This window comes from Clostridium sp. UBA7339 (assembly GCF_002470865.1).
Classification (GTDB): domain Bacteria; phylum Bacillota; class Clostridia; order Clostridiales; family Clostridiaceae; genus Clostridium_J; species Clostridium_J sulfidigenes.
The window spans coordinates 127,037-151,102 of record NZ_DKPI01000006.1 but is presented as its reverse complement, the minus strand read 5'-3'; the positions used below and the strand labels follow the sequence as shown (position 1 = coordinate 151,102).

At 32.0% G+C, this 24,066-nt stretch carries 23 protein-coding genes; 21 read left to right on the top strand and 2 right to left on the bottom strand.

What is annotated here, in order from left to right:
* The first annotated feature begins 1 nt into the window (after position 1).
* Both B2S02_RS04140 and recJ read left to right on the top strand, forming a co-directional pair.
* Positions 2 to 1,321 (top strand): pitrilysin family protein, encoded by a 1,320-nt coding sequence (locus B2S02_RS04140; protein ID WP_346920331.1) that lies wholly within the window; start codon positions 2 to 4, stop codon positions 1,319 to 1,321.
* Between the two features lie 15 nt (positions 1,322 to 1,336).
* Positions 1,337 to 3,112 (top strand): single-stranded-DNA-specific exonuclease RecJ, encoded by a 1,776-nt coding sequence (gene recJ, locus B2S02_RS04135; RefSeq protein WP_346920670.1) that lies wholly within the window; start codon positions 1,337 to 1,339, stop codon positions 3,110 to 3,112.
* 150 nt (positions 3,113 to 3,262) lie between these two features.
* Here the strand turns inward: recJ and B2S02_RS04130 are convergent, their stop codons facing one another.
* Complete coding sequence (locus tag B2S02_RS04130; protein WP_035129176.1) at positions 3,263 to 3,454, bottom strand: alpha/beta-type small acid-soluble spore protein; 192 nt, start codon at positions 3,452 to 3,454, stop codon at positions 3,263 to 3,265.
* A gap of 128 nt (positions 3,455 to 3,582) precedes the next feature.
* Positions 3,583 to 3,786: a small, acid-soluble spore protein, alpha/beta type gene (locus B2S02_RS04125; protein WP_150845036.1), complete on the bottom strand. Its 204-nt coding sequence runs from the start codon at positions 3,784 to 3,786 to the stop codon at positions 3,583 to 3,585.
* A gap of 363 nt (positions 3,787 to 4,149) precedes the next feature.
* On the opposite strand from B2S02_RS04125, the gene B2S02_RS04120 reads away from it, so the two are divergent.
* The 19 genes from B2S02_RS04120 (at position 4,150) to B2S02_RS04030 (ending at position 24,064) form a co-directional block, all read left to right on the top strand.
* Positions 4,150 to 5,223 (top strand): undecaprenyldiphospho-muramoylpentapeptide beta-N-acetylglucosaminyltransferase, encoded by a 1,074-nt coding sequence (locus tag B2S02_RS04120; protein WP_035129182.1) that lies wholly within the window; start codon positions 4,150 to 4,152, stop codon positions 5,221 to 5,223.
* Positions 5,224 to 5,438: 215 nt separating this feature from the next.
* Positions 5,439 to 6,839 carry an MBL fold metallo-hydrolase gene (locus tag B2S02_RS04115; RefSeq protein WP_346877345.1) on the top strand — a complete coding sequence of 467 codons (1,401 nt, stop codon included), beginning with the start codon at positions 5,439 to 5,441 and terminating at the stop codon, positions 6,837 to 6,839.
* A 224-nt stretch (positions 6,840 to 7,063) separates the two neighbouring features.
* On the top strand, positions 7,064 to 10,576 hold the full coding sequence (nifJ, locus tag B2S02_RS04110; RefSeq protein WP_346847847.1) for a pyruvate:ferredoxin (flavodoxin) oxidoreductase: 3,513 nt from the start codon (positions 7,064 to 7,066) through the stop codon (positions 10,574 to 10,576).
* 173 nt (positions 10,577 to 10,749) lie between these two features.
* Positions 10,750 to 11,142: a DUF1292 domain-containing protein gene (locus tag B2S02_RS04105; protein WP_346847848.1), complete on the top strand. Its 393-nt coding sequence runs from the start codon at positions 10,750 to 10,752 to the stop codon at positions 11,140 to 11,142.
* A gap of 140 nt (positions 11,143 to 11,282) precedes the next feature.
* Complete coding sequence (locus tag B2S02_RS04100) at positions 11,283 to 11,921, top strand: HAD-IB family hydrolase (RefSeq protein WP_346848211.1); 639 nt, start codon at positions 11,283 to 11,285, stop codon at positions 11,919 to 11,921.
* Positions 11,922 to 11,923: 2 nt separating this feature from the next.
* Complete coding sequence (locus B2S02_RS04095) at positions 11,924 to 12,745, top strand: aminotransferase class IV (protein ID WP_346920330.1); 822 nt, start codon at positions 11,924 to 11,926, stop codon at positions 12,743 to 12,745.
* 93 nt (positions 12,746 to 12,838) lie between these two features.
* Complete coding sequence (locus B2S02_RS04090; protein ID WP_346920329.1) at positions 12,839 to 14,602, top strand: FapA family protein; 1,764 nt, start codon at positions 12,839 to 12,841, stop codon at positions 14,600 to 14,602.
* Between the two features lie 11 nt (positions 14,603 to 14,613).
* Positions 14,614 to 15,072 (top strand): chemotaxis protein CheW, encoded by a 459-nt coding sequence (locus B2S02_RS04085; protein WP_346867717.1) that lies wholly within the window; start codon positions 14,614 to 14,616, stop codon positions 15,070 to 15,072.
* 3 nt (positions 15,073 to 15,075) lie between these two features.
* Positions 15,076 to 15,564 carry a chemotaxis protein CheD gene (locus B2S02_RS04080; protein ID WP_346920328.1) on the top strand — a complete coding sequence of 163 codons (489 nt, stop codon included), beginning with the start codon at positions 15,076 to 15,078 and terminating at the stop codon, positions 15,562 to 15,564.
* Positions 15,565 to 15,589: 25 nt separating this feature from the next.
* On the top strand, positions 15,590 to 16,717 hold the full coding sequence (locus B2S02_RS04075; RefSeq protein ID WP_346920327.1) for a chemotaxis response regulator protein-glutamate methylesterase: 1,128 nt from the start codon (positions 15,590 to 15,592) through the stop codon (positions 16,715 to 16,717).
* On the top strand, positions 16,717 to 17,481 hold the full coding sequence (locus B2S02_RS04070) for a protein-glutamate O-methyltransferase CheR (RefSeq protein WP_346878712.1): 765 nt from the start codon (positions 16,717 to 16,719) through the stop codon (positions 17,479 to 17,481). The genes B2S02_RS04075 and B2S02_RS04070 overlap by 1 nt, the downstream gene beginning before the upstream one ends.
* Positions 17,482 to 17,492: 11 nt before the next feature.
* Complete coding sequence (locus B2S02_RS04065) at positions 17,493 to 19,649, top strand: chemotaxis protein CheA (RefSeq protein WP_346880219.1); 2,157 nt, start codon at positions 17,493 to 17,495, stop codon at positions 19,647 to 19,649.
* Positions 19,650 to 19,659: 10 nt separating this feature from the next.
* Positions 19,660 to 20,253, top strand: coding sequence for a chemotaxis protein CheC (locus B2S02_RS04060; RefSeq protein WP_346847856.1), 594 nt, complete (start codon positions 19,660 to 19,662; stop codon positions 20,251 to 20,253).
* Positions 20,254 to 20,270: 17 nt separating this feature from the next.
* On the top strand, positions 20,271 to 20,630 hold the full coding sequence (locus tag B2S02_RS04055; RefSeq protein ID WP_346847857.1) for a response regulator: 360 nt from the start codon (positions 20,271 to 20,273) through the stop codon (positions 20,628 to 20,630).
* Between the two features lie 16 nt (positions 20,631 to 20,646).
* A complete protein-coding gene (locus B2S02_RS04050) occupies positions 20,647 to 21,045 on the top strand; it encodes a chemotaxis protein CheW (RefSeq protein WP_346847858.1) in 399 nt (132 codons plus the stop codon).
* A 26-nt stretch (positions 21,046 to 21,071) separates the two neighbouring features.
* Positions 21,072 to 22,067 carry a flagellar motor switch protein FliM gene (gene fliM / locus B2S02_RS04045; protein WP_346877349.1) on the top strand — a complete coding sequence of 332 codons (996 nt, stop codon included), beginning with the start codon at positions 21,072 to 21,074 and terminating at the stop codon, positions 22,065 to 22,067.
* Positions 22,060 to 23,244 carry a flagellar motor switch phosphatase FliY gene (gene fliY, locus B2S02_RS04040; protein WP_346847860.1) on the top strand — a complete coding sequence of 395 codons (1,185 nt, stop codon included), beginning with the start codon at positions 22,060 to 22,062 and terminating at the stop codon, positions 23,242 to 23,244. Before fliM ends, fliY begins: the two co-directional genes overlap by 8 nt.
* Before the next feature lie 121 nt (positions 23,245 to 23,365).
* Positions 23,366 to 23,653 (top strand): flagellar biosynthesis anti-sigma factor FlgM, encoded by a 288-nt coding sequence (flgM, locus tag B2S02_RS04035; protein WP_346847861.1) that lies wholly within the window; start codon positions 23,366 to 23,368, stop codon positions 23,651 to 23,653.
* Entirely contained in the window at positions 23,654 to 24,064 is a 411-nt protein-coding gene (locus tag B2S02_RS04030; RefSeq protein ID WP_346847862.1) for a flagellar protein FlgN, read from the top strand.
* Positions 24,065 to 24,066: the final 2 nt, after the last annotated feature.

The following is a 24,066-nucleotide window of genomic DNA, read 5'->3' as shown; positions in this document are numbered from 1 at the left end:
CATGGATAAGATATTTTTAAAACATGGAGTTAGGTTGCTTTATGAAAGAGTTCCAGGAAATATAACTTCTTTTACCATAGGGTTAGAAGCAGGAGCTAATAGTGAAAATTCTAATAATCTGGGCATTGCCCATGCTGTAGAACACATGGTATTTAAGGGTACCCATAGTAAAAGCGAGAAGGATATCAATGAGATATGCAATGAGTACCTAGGATTTCATAATGCTATGACTAATTATCCCTATGCAGTTTATTATGGAAGCTCCTTAAAGGAAGATTTTAAAAATGCCTTTAATATATATTTTGATATAGTATTTAATCCAGCCTTTAGAGAAGAAGGTTTTAAGGAAGAAATGGCAGTTATCATAGAGGAACTTAAGGAGTGGAGTGATGATGTAGTTCAGCACTGTGAAGATTTTTTATTCTATGAAACCTTTGAAAAAAGAAGAATAAAGGAGTTAATCATAGGCAGAGAAGAAACTATAAAGGCTCTAACCTTAGAAGAGATAAGGGAGTACCATGAGAAGTTTTACACCCTAGATAACTGTGTAGTTTCTGTAGTAACTTCTTTAGACCTAAGTGAGGTTATTGAAATTATTGAAGGTGAAATAGCATCCTTGAATAAGACAAAACCTTTATTAACGCATAACACCTGTGAAATAGAAGTCCTGGAAGGGGTAAAATCATCCTTCACCCAAAGGAGCTCTGAAAGAGTTTCATCAAGGGAAAGTCAAGAAGAAAAGACTTTTTCCCTTTACGAGAATCCCAAGGCTGGAGTGTATATTGAAGAGAATCTCTCAATTAATGGATGCAAGGTTCAATATATATTTCCCATTCATAACCTAAGTGAAAGGGAAGTTACCTTACTTCAATTATTTAATGAATATTTTGCAGGGGGCACTAGCTCCTTGCTCTATGATGAAATCAGAACTAAGAGAGGTTTAGTATATGATATTCAAGGAAAGGTTAAGGAAGAAAAGGGCATAAAACTATATACCATAACTTTATCTACATCTAAGGAAAATATTGATTTGGTTAAAGAGATAATTAAAGAAAACATTGATAAAGTAAAAGCTTTAAAGGGCATATTTACTGAAGATTTCTTTAAAAAATATATAAAGAGTCAAAATTTAAAGAGAATGTTAGCTCTAGAGAAATCCATAGTTTTATCTATGCACCTAGCTGTCTATGAAATAATGCACAGTGGTGGAGAATTACTTTTAAATGAGTTTTATAACCTAAGTAATTGCACAGAAGAAGAAATCCTTAGTGTAATAGATAAGGTATTTATTAAGGAAACAATAGGAATTATAAGGAATTAAAGGTAAGGTGATTTGGTGAATACTGTTTGGAAAGATAGTCAGTGCTCTATGGAGGTTTTAAAGGAGCTACTTAAGGATATAAAGGTTACTCCTATTACACTTAGGGTGCTTATGAATAGAGGAATAGATACTAAGGAAAAGGCAGATGAATTTTTAAATTCTTCTTTGAATAAGCTATATAACCCTTATCTTATGAAGGATATGGATAAGGCCATAGAAATTATGGTGGAGGCTATAAATAATAAGGAAAAAATTATGGTCTACGGAGATTATGATGCAGACGGAGTTACTAGTACTGCCATTCTTTATAAGGCTATAAAAAGCTGTGGTGGAATAGTAGCTTATCATATACCACATAGGGAAAATGAAGGCTATGGTATGAGTATTTCTAGAATAGAGACCATAGCAGAGGAAGGCTTTAATCTTATAATAAGTTGCGATAATGGGATTTCTGCTATAGAAGAGGTAAAAAGAGCTAAGGAACTTGGATTAAAGGTTATTATCACAGATCATCATGAACTTCCCTTTGAGGAGATAGATGGAGAAAGAAAGATGGTAATTCCAAGTAGTGATGCCTTAATAAACCCTAAGCAGGAGGATTGTAATTATCCCTTTAAACTTTTATGTGGAGCCGGTGTGGCTTATAAGTTTTCTTTAGCTTTATATGGAGCTATGAATATGAAGGATAAAAATACTGATGATCTTCTAGAATTAGCTGCCATTGGCACTATATGCGATGTGGTAGATTTAATGGATGAAAATAGAATCATTGCAAAGGAAGGGCTAAAGATACTTTCTAATACAAGAAATTTAGGAATAAAAGCTTTAAAACATATAATTGATATAAAGGATGAGGTAACTTGTTATAATGTTGGCTTTAACATTGGTCCTTGTATCAATGCTACAGGAAGGCTAGAAACTGCTGAGCTATCCTTAGATCTACTACTTTGTCAAGATATGGGTCAGGCTATGGATATTGCTACAAAGGTTTTTAATCTTAATAAGGAAAGGCAAGACCTTACCACAGAAAGTGTGGAACAAGTTTGTGCTGACATAGAAGGGTCTTCTTTGATAAATGATAGAGTACTTGTAGTATATAACCAGCATATCCATGAGAGTATTGCAGGAATTGTAGCAGGCAGAGTTAAGGAAAGGTATGGTAAGCCAACCTTTATTTTAACCCAGGGAAAAGATATGCCAAAGGGTTCAGGTAGATCTATTGAAGAATATAATATGTTTGAAGAAATGCTAAAATGTAAGGATTTACTAAGCAAGTTTGGTGGACATCCAATGGCAGCAGGACTTTCCATAGAAGAAAAAAATATTTCAAAGTTTAGACAATTATTAAATGAAAACTGCTATTTAAGTGAGGAAGATCTTGCTTCTAAAATGAGAGTAGATTCTCCCATAAAGTTAAATTATATAACAGAACAGGTTGTAGAAGAATTCAAGTTATTAGAGCCCTTTGGAAAGGGAAATCCAACGCCAATTCTAAAGGCTAATAGAGTTTTAGTGGCAGATATAAGATTTTTAGGAAGTGAATATCAGCATGTTAAATTTAGATTTAATGTGGAAAGTACCAATAATCTGATAGATGGTTTATATTTCAATAAAAGAGATGAAGTTATTGAGATTTTAAAAGATGTCTATGGAGATGAATATAGAGATATTGGAAGTGGGTATATAAGACCGAAGGGTCTATTTCTAAATATATTATTTCAGCCAGATATAAATGAATATATGGGAAGAAGAAGTGTGCAATTAAAACTTAAAGATATAAAATGCAACTAAAAGTATAAGATGTAAAAGGTAATTAAAAGTTTTATATAAGAAAGTCAATTAAAAGTTAAAATCCCATTAATAAAGAGATGCACCTATAAGGTGCATCTCCTATTTAGGGTTTACTTACTATTAAATAATTTATTCAGATATTAATATATCCTATAAATTTCTTTCGTAAGCTTCAACCATTTTTTTAACCATTTGTCCGCCGATTGATCCAGCTTCTCTAGAAGTTAAATCACCATTATATCCTTCTTTTAGGTTAACTCCAACTTCTTGAGCTGCTTCCATCTTAAATCTGTCTAAACCTGCTTTAGCTTCTGGTACTAATAATCTACTTTTGCTTGTCATTTTATATTCCTCCTCCAATAAATTAGTAGAAGTCAACAAACATATTAATGTGAACCTCTTATTATTTAAACAAATTTTGCTAACTTCTTAAATAATAAACTTACCACACGCTACTTACAAATGTTTGATTAAAGATTTTTTTCGTAAGCTTCAACCATTTTTTTAACCATTTGACCACCAACTGATCCAGCTTCTCTAGAAGTTAGGTCTCCGTTATATCCTTCTTTAAGATTAACTCCTACTTCTTGAGCAGCCTCCATTTTAAATTTGTTTAAACCTGCTTTAGCTTGAGGTACTGCTGGTTGATTAGAATTATTATTATTGTTTGACATGTATTTTCACCTCCTTTGTTTTGATAATAGTATTGTACCCGGATATAAGAAGATTATTTAAGAGAATGGGTGGAAACATATGAAAGATTATGAGCAATTACCTTTTTATGTATATATTCAATAGTTTTTAATATAAAATTCATATTTTATATTTACATTTGTCTTCATATGTGGCATAACTTAATAAGGAGCATAATATATCTAATATAATAAAAAACATATTATAATAAAATCTATATAGTAATAACATTATTTTTAGCTTTAGCGAGATTACATATACTCGTCTAAGGCTTAGATATTTTTATTTTAAATATTTCAAAGCTATTAAAGCTTTTACTAGGTAATTTTAGGAGGACTTTTAAATTGAGTAACAAAAAAATCATTATGACAGGTGGAGGAACAGCTGGACATGTAACTCCCAATATCGCACTTGTGCCCAAGCTAAAGGAGCTAGGATATGAAATACAGTATATAGGTACTGAACATGGAATAGAAAGAAAACTTATAGAAGCAGAAAAAATTAAATATCATAGTATTTCTAGTGGTAAGTTAAGAAGATATTTTGATGTAAAGAACTTTACAGATCCTTTTAAGGTTATTAAAGGGGTTTTTGAAGCAAAGTCAATTATAAAAAAAGAAAAACCAGCCATAGTTTTTTCAAAGGGAGGATTTGTATCAGTTCCAGTGGTGTTAGGAGCTTATTTTAATAAAATTCCAATTATAATACATGAGTCAGATATTACACCTGGTCTAGCAAATAAAATATCCATGCCCTATGCAACAAAGATTTGTGTTACCTTTGAAGAGGCTATGGATCATGTTAATAAAAAGAAAGCTGTACTTACAGGTTCACCAATTAGAAGTGAACTATTTAAGGGCAGCAAAACAAAGGCTAAGGAATTTTGTAAATTTAAAGATGATAAGCCTGTAATTTTAGTTACTGGTGGCAGCTTAGGTTCAAGAATTATAAATGAATGTGTTAGAGAAGCGTTACAGGACTTACTTAAAACTTTTAATGTAATACATCTATGTGGAAAAGGTAATTTAGATAAGAGTTTAAATGTAGTTGAGGGATACGCTCAGTTTGATTATATTAAAGAACAGTTATCAGATTTAATGCAATTGGCAGATATAGTAGTTTCTAGAGCTGGGTCTAATACTATATTTGAGCTTTTAGCTTTAAAGAAACCAAATATTTTAATACCCCTATCAGCTAAGGCAAGTAGAGGAGATCAAATTTTAAATGCTAAGTCTTTTAATAAATCAGGATATAGTAAAGTTATAGAGGAAGAAAATTTAAATGCATTGACTCTTTTAGAAGCTATTGATGAAGTTAATAGAGATAAAGAAACTTATATTAAAAACATGAGCAAAAGCAAACAAAGGGACAGCCTTGGAAAAATAATAGACCTAATAGAAAGCTGTAAAAGAAAATAAGAAAAACCCTGAAACCCGCACTATGACAACAACTAGTTAACTAGTTAAATAGTTTTATAGTTAAATATATAAAATTTTCCCTATATAAATAGTTATATAGGGATATTTTTATATAGTGAAAATGTTAAATATATAAATAGTCCATACATAAAATCCTATAGCATTAGTGAATAATAGTAAATATATTAAACGTAGGAAAGATAGGAGAAGTTTCAATGGAGATAAAGTTAAAGTTCTTAGGAGCTACTAAGTGTGTTACAGGCTCTAGTCATTTACTTACTGTTAATAATAAAAAAATACTTTTAGATTGTGGTTTATTTCAAAGTAATGATTTGAAGTCTTATAGTAATGATATATTGAATGTGGATCCTAAGGAAATTGATTATATTGTGTTATCTCATAGTCATGTGGATCATAGTGGTAGGATACCTCTTTTCTTTAAGTTAGGATTTCAAGGGAAGGTAATTTGTACTGAGCCTACTAAGGAATTATGTGGGTATTTACTTAAGGATGCTGCTAGGATTCAACAGGAGGAAACTTATTTTGAAAATCTTTCTAGACATGGTAAGGGAGTTAAAGCTTTAAGTCCACTATATGATGAAGAGGATGTTGAACTAGCTCTAAAAAATTTTTATACCTACGGATATAATGAGGAAATCCTATTGGAAGAGGATATAAAAGTTATTTTTAGAGATGCAGGTCATATATTAGGTTCTGCAATATGTGAAATTTTAATCAAAAATTGTGGTGAAAGTTGGATTAAATTGATATATACTGGAGATATAGGAAATATTAATAGAGATATTTTAAATAATCCAGAAAAAGAACTCCAGGGAGATTTTTTAATCCTTGAAAGTACTTATGGAGATAAGATGCATGAAGAAAAAGATAATTATGCAAAACTCCTAGAAATTGTAAAGGATATCATGGAGGGTGACGGAAATTTAATAATTCCTTGTTTTTCCTTAGGAAGAACCCAGGAGATTATATACATGCTAAATACTTTTATAGAAAGTGGACAGGTGCAGGGCTGTAATGTATATATAGATAGTCCTTTGGCAGCAGGAATTACCAAAATATTTAGAAAGTATGAAGAATACTTTGATAAGAAGGCTAAGGCTCTTATAGAAAAAGGTGATGATCCATTGAACTTTAAAGGACTGCATTTTGTTGAAAGTAGTGATGATGGAAAAAAGGTTTATGAAGTTAAGTCAAAATCCATAATTATTGTAGCTGGAGGAGTTTATGATGGGGGGAGAATAGCTAACCATCTAAGAAATAATCTTCCTAGACCAGAGTGTGGCGTATTAATTACCTCCTATCAAGGGAACCAGAGCATTGGAAATAAATTGTTAAAAGGAAATAAAAGAATTAAACTCCAAGGTGAGAACATTGAGGTTAAAGGAAAAGTTTTTTATATGGATGGACTATCAGGTCATGCAGATAAGGCAGGACTATATAATTGGGTAAGTAGTATGAAGGAAAAACCTAAGAAAATATTTCTAGTTCATGGTGAAGGAAAAAATATTGAATCCTTCACTAATAAATTAAAAAGTGAAAATTATTCCGTGGTTATACCGGATTTTTTGGATGAATTTCCCTTAGAAATTAATTAAAAACTTAACAAAGTGTGTTAATTTTTAGGGTTGAATTTTAATAAAATTAAGGTATAATTTAAATGTAAGGTCATGTTAAACATTACCAAACCTTTAGTTTGGCATTAATATGTCTTAGAGAAATAGCTAAATATAAGTGAATTCATGATAGCATTTTCACAAAGAAAAAATAAGATTATGAGTTTGCTAATAAAATATTTATAGAAGAAAGAGGGTTGCTTACAATGAGAAAAATGAAAACTATGGACGGTAACACCGCCGCAGCTCACGTAGCCTATGCATATACTGATGTAGCAGCTATATACCCAATTACTCCTTCATCACCAATGGCTGAACACTGTGATGAGTGGGCAGCACAAGGTAGAGAAAATGTATTCGGACAAAAGCTAAAGATAATGGAAATGCAATCAGAGGCAGGCGCAGCTGGAGCAGTTCACGGTTCACTACAAGCAGGTGCATTAACAACTACTTTCACAGCATCTCAAGGATTATTACTTATGGTTCCAAACATGTACAAGATTGCTGGAGAATTACTTCCAGGTGTTTTACATGTAAGTGCTAGAGCATTAGCAGCACAAGCTTTATCCATATTTGGAGATCATCAAGACGTTATGGCTACAAGACAAACAGGTTTTGCTTTACTTGCTACTAATAGCGTTCAAGAAGTTATGGACCTTGCTCCAGTAGCTCACTTAGCATCTATTGAAGGTAGAGTTCCATTCTTACATTTCTTCGATGGATTTAGAACATCACATGAAATACAAAAAATTCAAACTTGGGACTATGAAACTCTAGGAAAATTCTTAAATAGGGATGCAGTAGATGCATATAGAGCAAGTGCTTTAAACCCAGAGAATCCTGTAACTAGAGGAACAGCTCAAAACCCTGATATATACTTCCAAGCTAGAGAAGCTTCAAACCCATTCTACAATGCAATTCCAGGAGTTGTAGAAAAATATATGGAAATGATCAATAAAGAAATTGGTACTGATTACCACCTATTCAATTACTATGGAGCACCAGATGCAGAGAGAGTAATTGTTGCAATGGGTTCAGTATGTGATGTTGCTGAGGAAACAGTTGATTACTTAACAGCTCAGGGAGAAAAAGTTGGACTAGTTAAAGTTCACTTATATAGACCATTCTCATTAGAACACTTCTTTAAACATATGCCAGCAACAGTTAAAAAGATTGCTGTATTAGATAGAACAAAAGAGCCAGGATCTGCTGGAGAGCCACTATATCAAGATGTTAGAAATGCATTCTATGATAGAGCTGAAAGACCAGTTATTATTGGTGGAAGATATGGATTAGGTTCAAAAGATACTACTCCATCTCAAATAGTTACTGTATTCGATCACTTAAAAGAAAAAGAACTTAAAAATGGATTCACTATAGGAATAGTTGATGATGTTACAAATACATCACTAGACATTACAAGAACTATAGCTACTACACCAGCAGGAACTGTTGAGTGTAAATTCTGGGGATTAGGATCTGACGGAACAGTTGGAGCTAATAAGAGTGCTATAAAAATTATAGGAGACCATACAGACATGTATGCTCAAGCATACTTTGCTTATGACTCTAAAAAATCTGGTGGAGTAACAATGTCTCACTTAAGATTTGGTAAAGAAGAGATTAAATCTCCATACCTAATCAATCAAGCTAACTACATTGGATGTCATAACCAATCTTATGTTAATAGCTATGATGTATTAGCTGGAATTAAAGATGGTGGTACATTCCTATTAAACTGTATTTGGGATGAAAAAGATTTAGAAGAACATTTACCAGCATCAATGAAGAGATATATTGCTGAGCATAACATAAACTTCTACACAATAAATGCTGTAAAAGTTGCTCAAGAAATTGGTCTTGGCGGAAGAATTAACATGATTTGTCAAGCTGCTTTCTTCAAATTAGCTGAAATTATTCCAGTAGATGAAGCTATTAAATACCTTAAAGATGCAGTTCAAACATCTTATGGTAAAAAAGGTGAAAAAATTGTTAAAATGAACAACGATGCTATAGATGCTGGAGTTAATGCTATAGTTAAAGTTAACGTTCCAGAAGCTTGGAAAAATGCAGAAGATAAAAATGAATGTAAGAAGGATACTCCTGACTTCATTAAAAACATCGTTGAAGTTATGAATAGACAAGAAGGAGACAAACTTCCTGTAAGTGCTTTTGAAGGAAGAGAAGATGGTACTTTTGACCATGGAACAGCTGCTTATGAAAAGAGAGAAATAGCTGTTAACGTACCAGAATGGATTCCAGAAAATTGTATCCAATGTAACCAATGTTCTTATGTATGTCCTCATGCTACAATAAGACCATCTATTGGAACAGAAGAAGATTTTGCTAATGCACCAGCAGCTATTAAGCTTGCAGATGCAAAAGGCGGACAACTTAAAGGCTTAAAATTCACAATGTCTGTAGCTGTTCAAGATTGTACAGGCTGTGGAAACTGTGCACAAGTTTGTCCAGCTAAACAAAAAGCTTTAGTTATGAAACCTCTTGATACTCAAAAGGATCAAATAGAGTCTTGGAATTTCACAGTTAAAATGAAAAAACCTGAAAATCCATTAGGTGTTGCTTCAGTTAAAGGTAGCCAATTTGAGACTCCACTTCTAGAGTTCTCAGGTGCTTGTGCAGGTTGTGGAGAAACTCCATATGCTAAGCTTATAACTCAATTATTTGGAGACAGAATGATGATAGCTAATGCTACAGGATGTTCTTCAATTTGGGGAGGAAGTGCTCCTTCAACTCCATACACTAAGAATCAAGAAGGTAAAGGACCAGCTTGGGCTAACTCATTATTTGAAGATAACGCTGAGTTCGGTTTAGGTATGTTCTTAGGTGCTAATCACCAAAGAGAAAAACTTACTGACTTAGTTAAAAAAGCAGTATCAACAAGTTGCAATGAAGAGTTAAAAGCTGCTTTAAATGAATGGTTAGAGAATAAAGATAATGCAGAAGCTTCAAAAGCTGCTACTAAGAAAGTACTTCCATTAATCGAAGCAAACAAAACTTGCTGCGAAACAATGGAAGAGTTATATAAATTCAAAGACTTCTTCGTTAAGAGATCTCAATGGATCTTTGGTGGAGACGGTTGGGCATACGACATTGGATATGGCGGTGTTGACCACGTTCTAGCATCAGGAGAAGATGTAAATGTATTTGTATTTGATACAGAAGTTTACTCTAACACTGGTGGACAATCTTCTAAAGCTACTCCAACTGCAGCAATTGCTAAATTTGCAGCTTCAGGTAAGAGAACTAAGAAGAAAGATCTTGGAATGATGGCAATGAGCTATGGCTATGTATATGTTGCTCAAATAGCTATGGGAGCTGACCAAGCTCAAACTCTTAAAGCTATAAGAGAAGCAGAGGCATATCCAGGTCCATCTTTAATAATTGCTTATGCTCCATGTATCAACCATGGAATTAAGACAGGAATGGGTAATACTCAATTAGAATCTAAAAAAGCTGTTGCTTGCGGATATTGGGGATTATATAGATTCAACCCAACTCTTAAAGAAGAAGGTAAGAATCCATTTAGCTTAGATTCTAAAGAGCCAACTGAATCTTTCAGAGACTTCTTATTAAACGAAGTAAGATATGCATCACTTCAAAAAATGTTCCCAGAAGTAGCTGAGGAATTATTTGTTAAGACTGAACAAGATGCAAAAGAAAGATTAGAATCTTATAAAAAACTTGCAGCTCAACAATAGTTTTAAATAATTTAAGGGTTGTCTCCGTTTTGGGGCAGCCCTTTTCTTTATGCAAAATTAGGATAATTGTTGGATGAAAATAAAAACTTTGTATTAAAATATTATAAAACACTTCTAAAATATGAAGATTAAGGGTACAATGAAGAGGAGTATTATTTAAGGAGGCTATTAATATGGGAAATAACTGTTGTGGAAATAATGAAGATAAAAAAGAAACAGGATGCTGCGGAGGACATGAGCAAGAAAGTCATGAATGCTGCTGTGGAGGACACGACCATGAACATGAGCACGAAGAGTGTGGTTGTGGCTGCGGAGAGCACGAAGCAATGTTCGTTGAGTTAGAAGATGAAGAAGGAAATGTAACTCAATGTGAAATAGTTGATGGATTTTTATTTGAAGAAAATGAATATGCCTTAGTACAAAATCCAGATGATGGTTCAATATACTTATTTAAAGTAGTTGGTGATGATGAAGTAGGAGAACTTGTTGTACCAGAAGATTCAGAGTATGATGCAGCAAAAGCATATTACGAAGAATTACTTGCAAATGAAAATAGTGAAAACTAATTAAACTTTTAAGAGCCGCTATTTATATAGCGGCTTTTATACTTAGCTACTCCATATTCTCCTATGGAAATAATATATTAAGAAGGATATGGAATGGATGATCAATGGTTAAGAATAACATGAAAGTAGGTCAATTTCACATGGAAAAACTAGCTATATTTGATATTGATTATACATTAACTAAAAAGGAGACTTCTATAGAATTATATAAATATATGCTTAAGAAGGATAGGAAGTTACTTAGGTACTTACCATCACATATAATAACTGGTATTTTTTATGGTTTAAAGGTTTATAATGCTGGAAGAACTAAGGAGAATTTTTTAAGATTTTTAGCAGGAACCAGTGAGGAAGACTTAAAGAAGCTAGTGAAAAGATTTTATAAGGAAAAGATAGAGAGTATATTGTATGAAGATGCAATTAAAGCAATTAAGGACTTTAAGGAAAAGGGCTATAAGATATATTTAATTTCTGCCTCTCCTGAGTTTTATGTTAATGAATTTTATAGTATAAAAGAAGTAGATAAGGTTATTGGAACTAAGTTTCATATTGATGAAGGAAAATTTAATCCTAAAATTTTAGGGGAAAATTGCAAAGGTGAAGCAAAGGTAAAAAGATTAATGGAGGAATTAATAAAAGACAATATAGAAGTGGATTTTAAAAATTCCTATATGTTTTCTGATTCTCTTTCGGATTTACCTCTTTTGAAGTTAGTTGGCAAGGGATATTTAATAAATTATAAGAAGAATCATGAATTAGAGATTTTAAGGTGGCGATAATTATGGAGAATTGTATAAATGATTACTTTATAAAAAATGATGAAGCTTATGAAAGGGAGGAATTTCAAGATATATATGTGGTAGAAGGTAAGTGCATATATGAAGTTATTAGGGTTATAGATGGAGCTCCTCTATTTTTAGATGAACATTTAGCTAGGCTTGAAAATTCTTTAAAGTTAGAAAAAAAAGAAGAACTTATATCTATGGATAAGATTAAGGAGTACATAGGAAAGTTAATAACTCTAAACAGAGTTGAAAATGGTAATTTAAAGCTTGTAATAAATAAGGATAATCTATTTATATTTTTTATAAAGCATTCTTATCCAACTAAGGATATGTATAGTAATGGAGTAAAGACTATTCTTTATTTTGGAGAAAGACATAATCCTAATGCAAAGGTTATAGATAATTCCTTTAGGGGAAAAGTTAATGAAAAAATAGATGCTAGTGGCAGTTATGAAGCTATTTTAGTAAATAGTAAAGGGTACATTACAGAGGGAAGCAAGTCCAATATATTTATGATCAAGGGTGATGAAATAATTACAGCCCCAGTAGAAGGGGTACTTCCAGGAATAACTAGAAGTGAGATAATAAAAGCTTGTGAAGAATTGGGCTTAAAGGTAAGAGAAGAAAATATTCATTATGAACATATAAAAAATTTAGATGGATTATTTATATCTGGAACTTCTCCTAAGGTGCTACCTATAAATGAAGTTGAAGGTATTATAAAATATGGTAAAATTTATCAAAGAATTTATGATATAAAAGATAAGTTTGAAGAATTAATTACAAGAAACTTGAAGAATTATAAAACAAGTAAATAGTAAAGTATGTCAAAAACAATACGATAATATATTATAGTATTGTTTTTGTATTTTAGAAGGAAATGATCTGTATTATGTATTAGGGGTGATAATGTGGAAAATAAGACATTAAGGGGAACTGCAAAAGTACTTGATGGCAAACTGATTATTACTGATGAAGAAAATATTTCTGAGGGTCCTTGGATTGTAAAGGGCAAGGATGTTGGTTTATTTGTAGATGAACAAGAAGTAAAAGGAAGAGCTAGAGTTAGCTCTGAAAGTAAGATAGATATAATTTTTAATGAATCTAAGGCAATAAGAGAATTGAATATAAATATTAGTGAAGACAAAATGACAGCTAGTATATCAATAAACTATAGTCCAGAAGTAATTTATACTTTAGAAGATACACCAGAAGCACCTATGATTACATTAAATGCAAAGGTAAAAGGAGAGAAATTTCCACCTAAATATACAAGAGATGAATTATTAAAAGAACTTAAAGATAAGAACATAGTTTATGGGATTGACAATAAGATGTTAGATGACATAAAAAATATGGACAAGATAGAAAATGTTGTAGTGGCTAGAGGAAAGGAACCTATTGAACCTATAGATGATGTATTAGAAGTATATTTTGATACTAGTACCCATAAAGGATTTAAAAGTGACCAAAGTGGTAATGTAGATTTTAAATCTATAGGTAGTATAACAAGTGTGAAGAAAGATGATATCCTTGCAAAGCGTACTGTAGGAAAAGAAGGTACCATAGGTATTAACCTATTTTCACAACCTATCCAACCAAAGAAAAGAAAAGTTAAGGACATGATGGTAAAATCAGGATGCAAATTTAAGGATAAGGATACTATAGTGTCTACAATGGAGGGAAAACCTCAAGTAAAGGGATGTATTTTTCAGGTTAATAATGTTCATGAGGTTCTTAGTGATGTAGATATAACTACAGGGGATATTAATTTTATAGGCGATGTAATTATTAATGCTGATGTTAAAGAAGGTATGAAGGTTAAATCAGGAAATACCATAATTATAAAGGGAAATGCAGTAAGATGTAGTCTTTGGTCAGAGGGAGATATGCAAATTATTGGTAGTGCAATTTCATCTACCATAAAGATTAGAAGTGAGTTCTCTGAGTTTAAAGGATATTTAGAAGAGTTATCTGCCATAGTGGATAGTTTTCATAGCTTGTATAAGGCTGTAATAGCTGTTAAAGAAGGTGGAGATATAAAGGGGAATATAAGAGATTGTGATATTATAGCCCTTGTTATAAAGAGTAAATTTCCTTTGATAACAAAGATAATTAATAAAGTATTAAATACAATGGTTGAAATTAATGATAATAACAATGAATTATTTAGAGTGTTAAAGATTAAATATGCTAATAAGAACTACATGTTAATAAGTGGTGTAGAAGAACTAATTAAGGTTAAAACTTTGGCAGAAGAGAAAATAAAGGCCATAGAAGCTATGAAGGATATTAATTCAGATGCTACAATAGGGTACATTCAAGATTGTACAGTATTTTGCTCTGGGGGCTTGACAATAAATGGAAAAGGTGTTTATAAATCCAATGTTTACGCAGAAAAGGGTATATATTTTACAGGAGAAGGTCAATGCGAGCTTCGAGGTGGAAAAGTTAAGGCGGAAAGTGAAATTAAGGCTAAGGTAGTAGGTTCACCTTCGGGGGTTATGACGGAGGTCGTAGTAGGTAAGGAAGGACATATTTATTGTGATGTTGCTTACTTAAATACTAAGTTTATAGTTGGAAATATGGAAACTATAATGGATGAAACATGCAAAAATGTTCATGTATATATAGATAAAAATCGAGATTTAATTGTTGATAAGTTTAAAATTTAGGAGGGGTAAAAGTGGCAGAGGAATTTAAATTACTTGTGTTTAGATTAGGAGATCAGTGCTTTGCAGCAGATATTAGAGAGGTAGAACGTATTCTAAACTATGAAGAGCCAACAAAAATTCCAGATTCACAAGATTTTTTACAGGGAGTTATAAATTATCAAGATGGAATATTACCAGTTATTAGTTTAGCTAAAAAATTTGGAATATATAATCTGGAAGATAAAGAAAAGGATGGTTCAATAATCGTTGCTAGAAACGAAGATGGTGCCATGGGAGTTATAGTAGAAGCTGTTAATGAAGTTATATCTAGGAAAGTTGAGGATTTAGAACCCACACCAGATATATCTTCTAATATATCGAAGCGATATGTGAAGGGTATAATAAAAGACAAGAACAAAAATACTATTATTTTACTTTTAAATTTAAATGAACTTCTTTCAAAGGATGAAAAGGAGAAAATAGAAAGGTAAGCTATGGAATACAAGGAGATAAAAGTAGGCATTGCAGATTATAAAATAGCCAAATGTCCAGATAGACTTATGACAATTGGGCTAGGTTCTTGTATTGGTATTGCCATAATAGATAAAAAAAGTGGAATTGGAGGCCTTGCCCATATTATGCTTCCAGACAGTGAAAAGTTTAATAAGATAGCAAATGAAATAAAGTTTGCTAATCTTGCAATACCTATTCTGATTAAAGAAATGATAGAAAATGGTGCAAAAGAAAAGGATCTAAGAGCCAAGATTGCTGGTGGAGCGTCTATGTTTAACTTTGCAGACAGTAAGGTTAATATGGATATAGGTGCTAGAAATAGCCTAGCAGTTAAGGATATATTAAAGGCTAGAAAAATACCTATAGATAGTGAAGAAATTGGAGGAACTAAAGGAAGAACAATAACCTTTGATACAGTAACAGGGGAGCTATATGTAAAAACTGTAGGAGAAGGTATTAAAATTATATAGAAATTAATGATTGGAGTGATTACATATGGTACAAAAGGTTTCAGTTATGGTTGTAGATGACTCCGCTTTAATGCGAAAGATGATATCAGACATGATAAATATGGAAGATGACATGGAAGTGATAGCAATTGCAAGAAATGGAGAAGAGCTTTTAGAAAAGTTAAAAAAGCAGGTTCCAGATGTTATCACTTTAGATATTGAAATGCCAAAGATGAATGGAATAGAAGCTTTGAAGAAAATAATGGAGTTAAAGATACCTACTAAAGTTATTATGATTAGTAGTTTAACACAAGATGGTGCCGAGGAAACTATGGAATGTTTAGAAAATGGAGCTATAGATTTTGTACCAAAACCATCAGGTTCAATTTCTTTAAACATTAATGTAGTTAGAGAAATTTTAGTTTCAAAAATAAGAGGCATCAGATTTGTTAGAAAGACTTCTTCCATTAGTAACACAAAAGATGTTGACATTAAAGAAGATAAAAAAAGAGAAATACATAGAGTTTCTACAGTATTGAAAATAAGAGAAAGAGACTCAATGCCTAAAGCTATAAGAAGTAAAGAGATAGGTAATAAAAAAATCTCAGCAATTGTAATGGGGGCATCTACAGGTGGGCCTAAGGCATTATTTAATGTCATTACAAATCTTCCAGAAAAATTAGGAGTTCCTGTATTAGTGGTTCAGCATATGCCAGAAGGCTTTACAAAAGCATTTGCTGAAAGACTTGATAAATTTTCTAAGGTTAAGGTGGTGGAAGCCAGGGAAGGTATGTCCGTAGAAAAGGATGTTGTATATATAGCACCTGGTGGTAAACATATGGAGATAAGTAGAAACAAAACTATAACCTTAAATTTAGAACCTCCAATGTGGGGAGTAAGGCCAGCTGTAGACAAGCTATTTATATCAGGAGCTAAGGTATATGGAGAGAATTTATTAGGGATTATCCTCACTGGCATGGGAAGAGATGGGGCTGATGGAATTATAGAAGTTAAAAAAGCAGGTGGAGCCACTATATCAGAAGATGAGTCTACTTGTATAATATATGGAATGCCTAAAGCAGCTTATGAAACTAATATGATAGACGAAGTTATTCCACTTTATGATATTAGTAAAAGAATAGCTAATATAGTACTGGGGGATGTGAAGAATTAATGGATTTTACAAAGTTTGAAAGTTTTATATTAAGAGAGTTTAATTTAGATTTGTCTGGCTATAAATCAGCTCAGTTACATAGAAGAATACTTACTATTATGTCTAGAGCTGGAGCTAAAGATTTAGATGAATATATGATATTAATAAAAAAAGATAAGGTCATAAGGGAAAAGTTTTTGGATTATGTTACGATAAATGTAACAGAGTTCTATAGAAACCCACAAATATTTCAGGAACTTGAAAATTTTATAAAAAGTGAATTATCCTATAACAGACCACTAAAAATATGGAGTGCAGCTTGCTCTATTGGTGCAGAACCTTATTCTATATCTATGATGCTAAAGGAGATGACTCCTAGTGTTAGGCATAAGATATTAGCTACGGATATAGATACTAACATCTTAATAAGAGCAAAAGCAGGAGAGTATGTAAGTGGAGATATTAAAAACATACCTAAAGTTAAGCTTCATAAGTATTTTAAACATGAGGGGGAAAAATTTATAATTAACCAGGAAGTAAAAGATCTAGTAACCTTTAAAAAACATGATCTTATATTAGATAGCTATGAAGGTGGCTTTGACATAATTGTATGTAGAAATGTGGTTATATATTTTACTAATGAAGTAAAAGAAAAAATTTATGAAAGGTTTTCTAAAGCATTAAATCCAGGAGGTTTATTATTTATAGGTGCTACAGAAAGTATATATGGATATAAAAATTTTGGTTTTGAGAAACTTTCAACATTTATCTATAAGAAAATTTAAGGAGGGGTAACATGGACACTTCTCAATATCTATCTATGTTTTTAGAAGAGTCAAGTGATAATCTACAACTATTAAATGAGTCATTACTTATATTAGAAAATGATTCGGAAGATATGGAAATATTAAATCAGATTTTCAGAGTTGCACATACCATTAAAGGAATGGCTGCTACTATGGGTTATACTAAAATGGCAGAACTTACCCATAAGATGGAGGATGTACTTTCTAAGTTTAGAGAGGGACAACTTAAAGTAACCCATGAAGTGGTAACAGTATTGTTTAATTGTTTAGATATTTTAGAATCCATGGTAGGTGATATTACTGATGGAGGTGATGGAGACTTAGAGATTAATAACATTGTAACTCAGCTAGTAAAGATAGCAGAGGGAAATGAAAACATCCAAAAGGAAGAAAATTCATCAGAGGTAATTCAGAATAAAGATAAAGAAGTGGTACAAGATATAATTGGCAGTGAGGAGATTGTAGACTTAGGTCTTGATGAATATGATATTGATACCTTAAAGGAAGCTTTAAAGAATAATTTCAATACCTTCCATGTTCATGTTGGACTTGATGAAAAAACTATTTTAAAATCTGCTAGAGCATTTATTTTATTTCAGACTTTAGAGGAGAATGGAGAAATCCTAAAATCAAATCCAAAGCTTGAAGATTTAGAAAGTGAAAATTTTGATTTTGATATTGATTTAGTATTTGTAACAGAAACATCTCAGGACATAATAAGAAATTCTATTAATGGAATATCTGAAATAAGGCAAGTAGATGTAAGAGATATAAGTGGCTTGGTTATAAATGGTAAAAGTATTAACGATGCTAAAGGAGCTAATGAAGTTGCTGCCACAGCTTTAGCTACTAGTACTAAGGCTACAAATACTGCTGAAATTGCTAAAGACAAAGAAAGTTCTAACAAAGTAGTAGAGCTGAAGGATTCAAAAAATAATCTTAAGGCAAAAACTGTAGAAACAGCACCTAGTACCAAAGAGGAAAATAAAAAACAACCAGTAAAACATAAAAATAAAGGTGTTGGACAATCTGTTAGAGTGGATTTAGAAAGATTAGATAACTTTATGAATATGGTATCTGAGCTAGTAATTCATAGAACTAGATTAGAGCAAATAAGTGCTAATCATAAGATTGTGGAATTAAATGAAACCTTAGAAGAAGTAGCAAGAACTACTACTGATCTTCAAGATTTAGTTATGAAGATTAGAATGTTACCTTTAGATGTAGTATTTAATAGATTCCCAAGAATGATAAGAGATTTATCAATGGAACTAAATAAAGAGATTGATTTTGAAATTCAAGGACAGGATACAGAGCTTGATAGAACTGTAATTGAAGAGATAGGTGAACCTTTAATACATTTACTTAGAAATGCTGCAGACCATGGAGTTGAGTCAGCAGAAAAAAGAATTAGTCAAGGTAAGCCAGCAGCAGGAAAGATAAAATTAATTGCCTATTCTGAAGGTACCAAGGCTGTTATAAAGGTAGAAGATGATGGTAGTGGTATCAATGTAGAAAAGGTTAAGGCTAAGGCAGAGAAAGTTGGTATTAATACTGAAGGAATGAGTGATAATGATATAAAAAATCTTATTTTCTCTCAAGGGTTTAGTACTAATGAAGTAGTTACTGATATATCAGGAAGAGGAGTTGGAATGGATGTTGTAAAAACAAAAATTTCAAGCCTTGGAGGAACCGTAGATGTATTCAGTGAAGAAGGAAAAGGAACCTCCTTTATAATAAAGTTGCCTTTAACTCTACAAATAATTCAATCCTTACTTGTTAAGATTGGAACAGAGACTATGGCTATATCCTTAGGATTTATAGATAGAGTTATGGAATATAATCCAGAGGAAATTAAAAGAACAAATAATAAAGAAATTGTGGTATATAATGATAAGGTGTTTAAATTAGTAAGAATTAATGATAAATTAGATATAGAAAGTAAGGATTATGGAAAAAAATACGTAATACTTGCAAAGGTTGGTGAAAAAGAAGTTGCCTTACTAGTTGATTCATTATTAGGACAAAAGGAAATAGTTATTAAAACATTTGGAAATATACTAAAATCGACAAAAGAATATATTGGAGCTACCATATTAGGTGATGGATTAGTAACCTTAATTTTAGATGTAGCAGCACTTATTTAGGAGGAGAGCTATGGAGTTTACCGAGTTACAAATAGATGCATTGAGAGAGATAGGCAATATAGGTCTTGGAAATGCAGCTACAGCCATGGCGCAAATCTTGGGGAAAGAGATTCAAATATCAGTTCCCCGGGTAAATGTTATTTCCTTAGAGGATATTTTTGAAAGGGTAGATGAAGAAACTGTAGTTTATGCGGTAATTGCAAGAGTTCTTGGTGAAGCCCCAGGAAATATATTATTTATGTTTGATACAGCTACAATGATGAAGATTGCAGAAATGTTAGTTGGAAAGCAAGAGGGAGAAGAGTTAAATGAACTAGGTTATTCAGCCCTTGGAGAAATAGGTAACATAATATTTGCAACCTATATGAATGCCATAAGTCAAATGACTAATTTAAGGCTATTCCCGTCGGTACCGGCAGTAGCAAAGGACATGCTTACAGCAGTGCTTTCCACAACTTTCATTGAATCTGGTCAATTTAATGACTATGTATTAGATATAGAAACAGGATTTTCTCAGGAGAATGAAGACTTAAAAGGTGATTTTTATTTTATCCCAGCGCCAGGGTCTTTGGAAAGAATATTAGAATCATTAGGATTAAATTAACGGAGGTTATGTAGAAAATGGCAAGAGTATTAATAGTAGACGATGCGACTTTTATGAGAATGATGGTTAAGGATATTTTAGAGAAGAATGGATATGAAGTTATTGGAGAAGCTAATAACGGAATTAAGGCAGTGGAGATCTATAAAGCAGAAAAACCAGATATAGTGACCATGGATATTACAATGCCTGAGATGGATGGAATAGAAGCAGTTAAACAAATAAAAGCATTTGACCCAAGTGCAAAGATAGTTATGTGTAGTGCAATGGGACAACAAAGCATGGTTATGGATGCTATAAAGGCTGGAGCAAAGGATTTTATAGTTAAACCATTCCAAGCAGACAGGGTACTTGAAGCTATAAAAAAAGTATTAGGATAATATGGGAGGGATTTTAGTGCAAGTTGTGGTTTTTACAATAGGTGACGAAGAATTCGCAGTAGAGACAAGCAAAGTTCAAGGAATAAACGGACTAATGAAAATCACAAAGGTTCCCAAAGCGGAAAAATATATTAAAGGACTTATAAATCTAAGGGGAAGTATACTTTCCGTATTAGATATTAATCTTCTTTTAGGTATGAATGTAAGTGATGAAAACAATAATAACATTATAGTAATAGATTTAGATGGTGAGCAGGTTGGAATAACTGTAGACCATGTAGAAGAAGTCATGAATGTGGAAGAAGATATGATTAAAAGAGTTCATGAAGATAAAAATAAGCCTTTTATAAAAGGACTTATAAATCTTGAAAATAGAATATTAACTATGATTGATATTGATAAACTACTACAATAGACCCACTGGGTAGAAAGAGGTAGAATATGGCAGAAACCTTATCGCAAAGTGAAATAGATGCACTTTTATCTGCCTTGTCTTCTGGTGACTTAGAACCAAGTGACATTGAAAAAGATGAAGAAAACGTTAAAATTAAAAATTATGATTTTAAAAGACCACAAAAGTTTTCTAAGGATGTTATTAGAGCAGTAGAAGTTATCCACGATAATTATGCAAGGATAGTATCTAACTACTTAACAGCTCAGCTTAGAAGTAATGTTAAGGTGAAGATAGAAAGTGTAGAACAAATAACCTATGAAGAATTTATACATTCTATTCCAAGCACCACTGTGCTTAATTTGTTTAGAATGCCTCCCCTTGATGGTCAAATAATATTAGAGACTAACGAGGAATTTGTCCTTAGAATATTTGATGTTCTAGCTGGAGGAAGTGGAGACAAAAAGCCTAAATTTAAGGAACTCACAGATATAGAAAAAAACATTATTAAGCATGTTAATCAGGAGATGATTTCTAAGTTAAAGTTAGCTTGGGAAGATGTAATGGAAGTAGAACCAATTCTAGATAGTATAGAAACTAATCCAGCATTGAATCAAATTCTAGCTCCTAATGAGCCTGTAGCATTAGTAACTTTTAGTGTAGATATGTTTGATACAAGTTTACTTATAAATATATGTATTCCGTATTTAAGCATAGAAAAAGTTTTAGACAACTTGGTTATAAAAAATTGGTTCAGCACCATAGATAATGAACAAGGTGAAGAGGTAAAAGCAAATATAAACAAAACTATAAAAAATGTAGATGTAGCAATGAAGGCTGTCCTTGGAGAAACGAAGATTTCCGTAAATGACTTCTTGAATTTATTTACAGGAGACATTGTTACCCTAGATAGAAGTTATGATAGTACAGTTGATATTTATGTTGAAGATGAACTTCTATTTAAAGCTAAACCAGGATTAAAGGGTAAGAATAAGGCAGTTCAAATAATTGAATATATTGACAAGGGAGTTGAGAATGATGGATAATTCGTTTCTTTCACAAGAGGAAATAGATGCACTTCTAAATGGAGATGGTGGTTCTTCGGAAACTGAACCAGTTAATGAACCAGCTGAGGAATTATCAGATTTAGAAAAGGATTTATTAGGTGAAGTAGGAAATATATCTATGGGCACAGCAGCCACAGCGCTTTCAGCTGTAGTTGGTAAACCTGTAAATATTACAACTCCAACTATAACTCTTAGTACATTAGATAAGCTGAAAAAAAGCTTTAAAACACCTAATATAGTATTAGATGTTCAATTTGTCAGTGGAATAGTTGGGGGAAATCTATTTATAATAAATATTGAAGATTCAGCTGTTATAGCAAACTTAATGATGGGTGGAGATGGTGTTGTAGAGCCGCCAAATGAACTTTCTGAATTAGAAATAAGTGCTGTTCAGGAGGCTATGAACCAAATGATAGGTTCAGCAGCAACTTCCATGGCAACTATGTTCAGTAGAGAGGTAAATATATCACCTCCTATATCTTCTGTTTGTGATGAAAATTCAGAGGAAATATCTACAGATATATCTGCAGACGAAGAAATAGTGAATGTTTCTTTTAGAATGACTATAGGTGATCTAGTAGATAGTAATATTGTTCAAATATTACCAATTGCTACAGCAAAGAAAATTGTAAGTATTATGATGGGAACTGAGGAAGGTGCACCAGTATCAGAATCTACAAAGGCATCAACTGAAGTGAAAGTTGTAGCTGAGCCTAAAGAAATTTCTATGAATAATGAAGTTGTAGCTAATGAAATAGCTTCAAAAGACACTAATAGAAATGAAAATAATTACAGTGTTCAAGGTCAAGGAATTGTAGAAAATCATGAAGAACCTGTTAACGTGAAGCAAGCATCCTTTGGACAACTAGAAGAAATTAGAGGTGCAGAAATGCCTAAAAATATAGACTTAATATTAGATGTTCCATTAGAATTATCAGTAGAGCTTGGTAGAACAAAGAAGAATATAAGAGATATTCTAGCTCTTACTAGAGGTTCTTTAATTGAATTAAACAAACTAGCAGAGGAACCAGTAGACATTTTTATCAACGGTAAAAGAATTGCCCATGGTGAAGTAGTTGTAGTAGATGAAAACTTTGGCGTTAAAATTACTGAAATTGCTAGTGGAGAGGATAGAGTAAAAAGTCTTTCTAAGTAAAGACTTTTTTTCTATTAATGAGGCAATAACAAGTTTGTAAAAAATTTACTAAAAAACCCTATAAACTTTAATTAAATAGGTTCGAGTATAAAGGTAGAGAGAAGTAGTTGGGAGTGAAAACATGAAAATTAATAATGGAAATATTCACGCTCTATATGTAAATAGCTATAAGACTAAAGAAAATGCTAAAGCAGAAAATTCTAAATCAAACAAGGATATGGTTAAGGATACTTGTCAGCTTTCAACTTTAGGAAAGAGCTTGAATAAATTAGCATTAGAAGAAGAAAGTGTTGGTATCAGTGATAAAGAAGTAGAAAAGATAAAAAGTAGAGTTTCTAAAGGAACCTATACTGTGGATTCACAGGTTTTGGCTAAGGCTATGATGGCATATGGGAAAGGTGGACAATAGATGAAAAACCAGCTTAAAGGAATATTAGAAGAAGAGCTAAAGGCAATAAAGGCTCTTATAGATATTTTAGAAGCTCAACATGAACTATTGGTTCTTCAAGATGTGTTTAAATTAGAAGCTATAACTAAAGATATTGATGATTGTAGTAGAAACTTAGCAAGAGCTGAAGGTTTGAGAAGAAGCTTAACAGGTAAAGAATCTATTAAAAAAATAGTAGAAGAAGTAGATGAAAAGGAAATTACTCGTATATATGATGAGATGGTTAAAGCTATTAACGCTTTAGTAATTCAAAAGGAAACTAATGAACTACTAATAAAACAAAGTCTTAGCTATACAAATTCTATGTTAGCTATGATAAGTCCTAAAAAAGAGCCGGTAGTTTATAATGGATATGGAAAAATAAAGAGATAAGG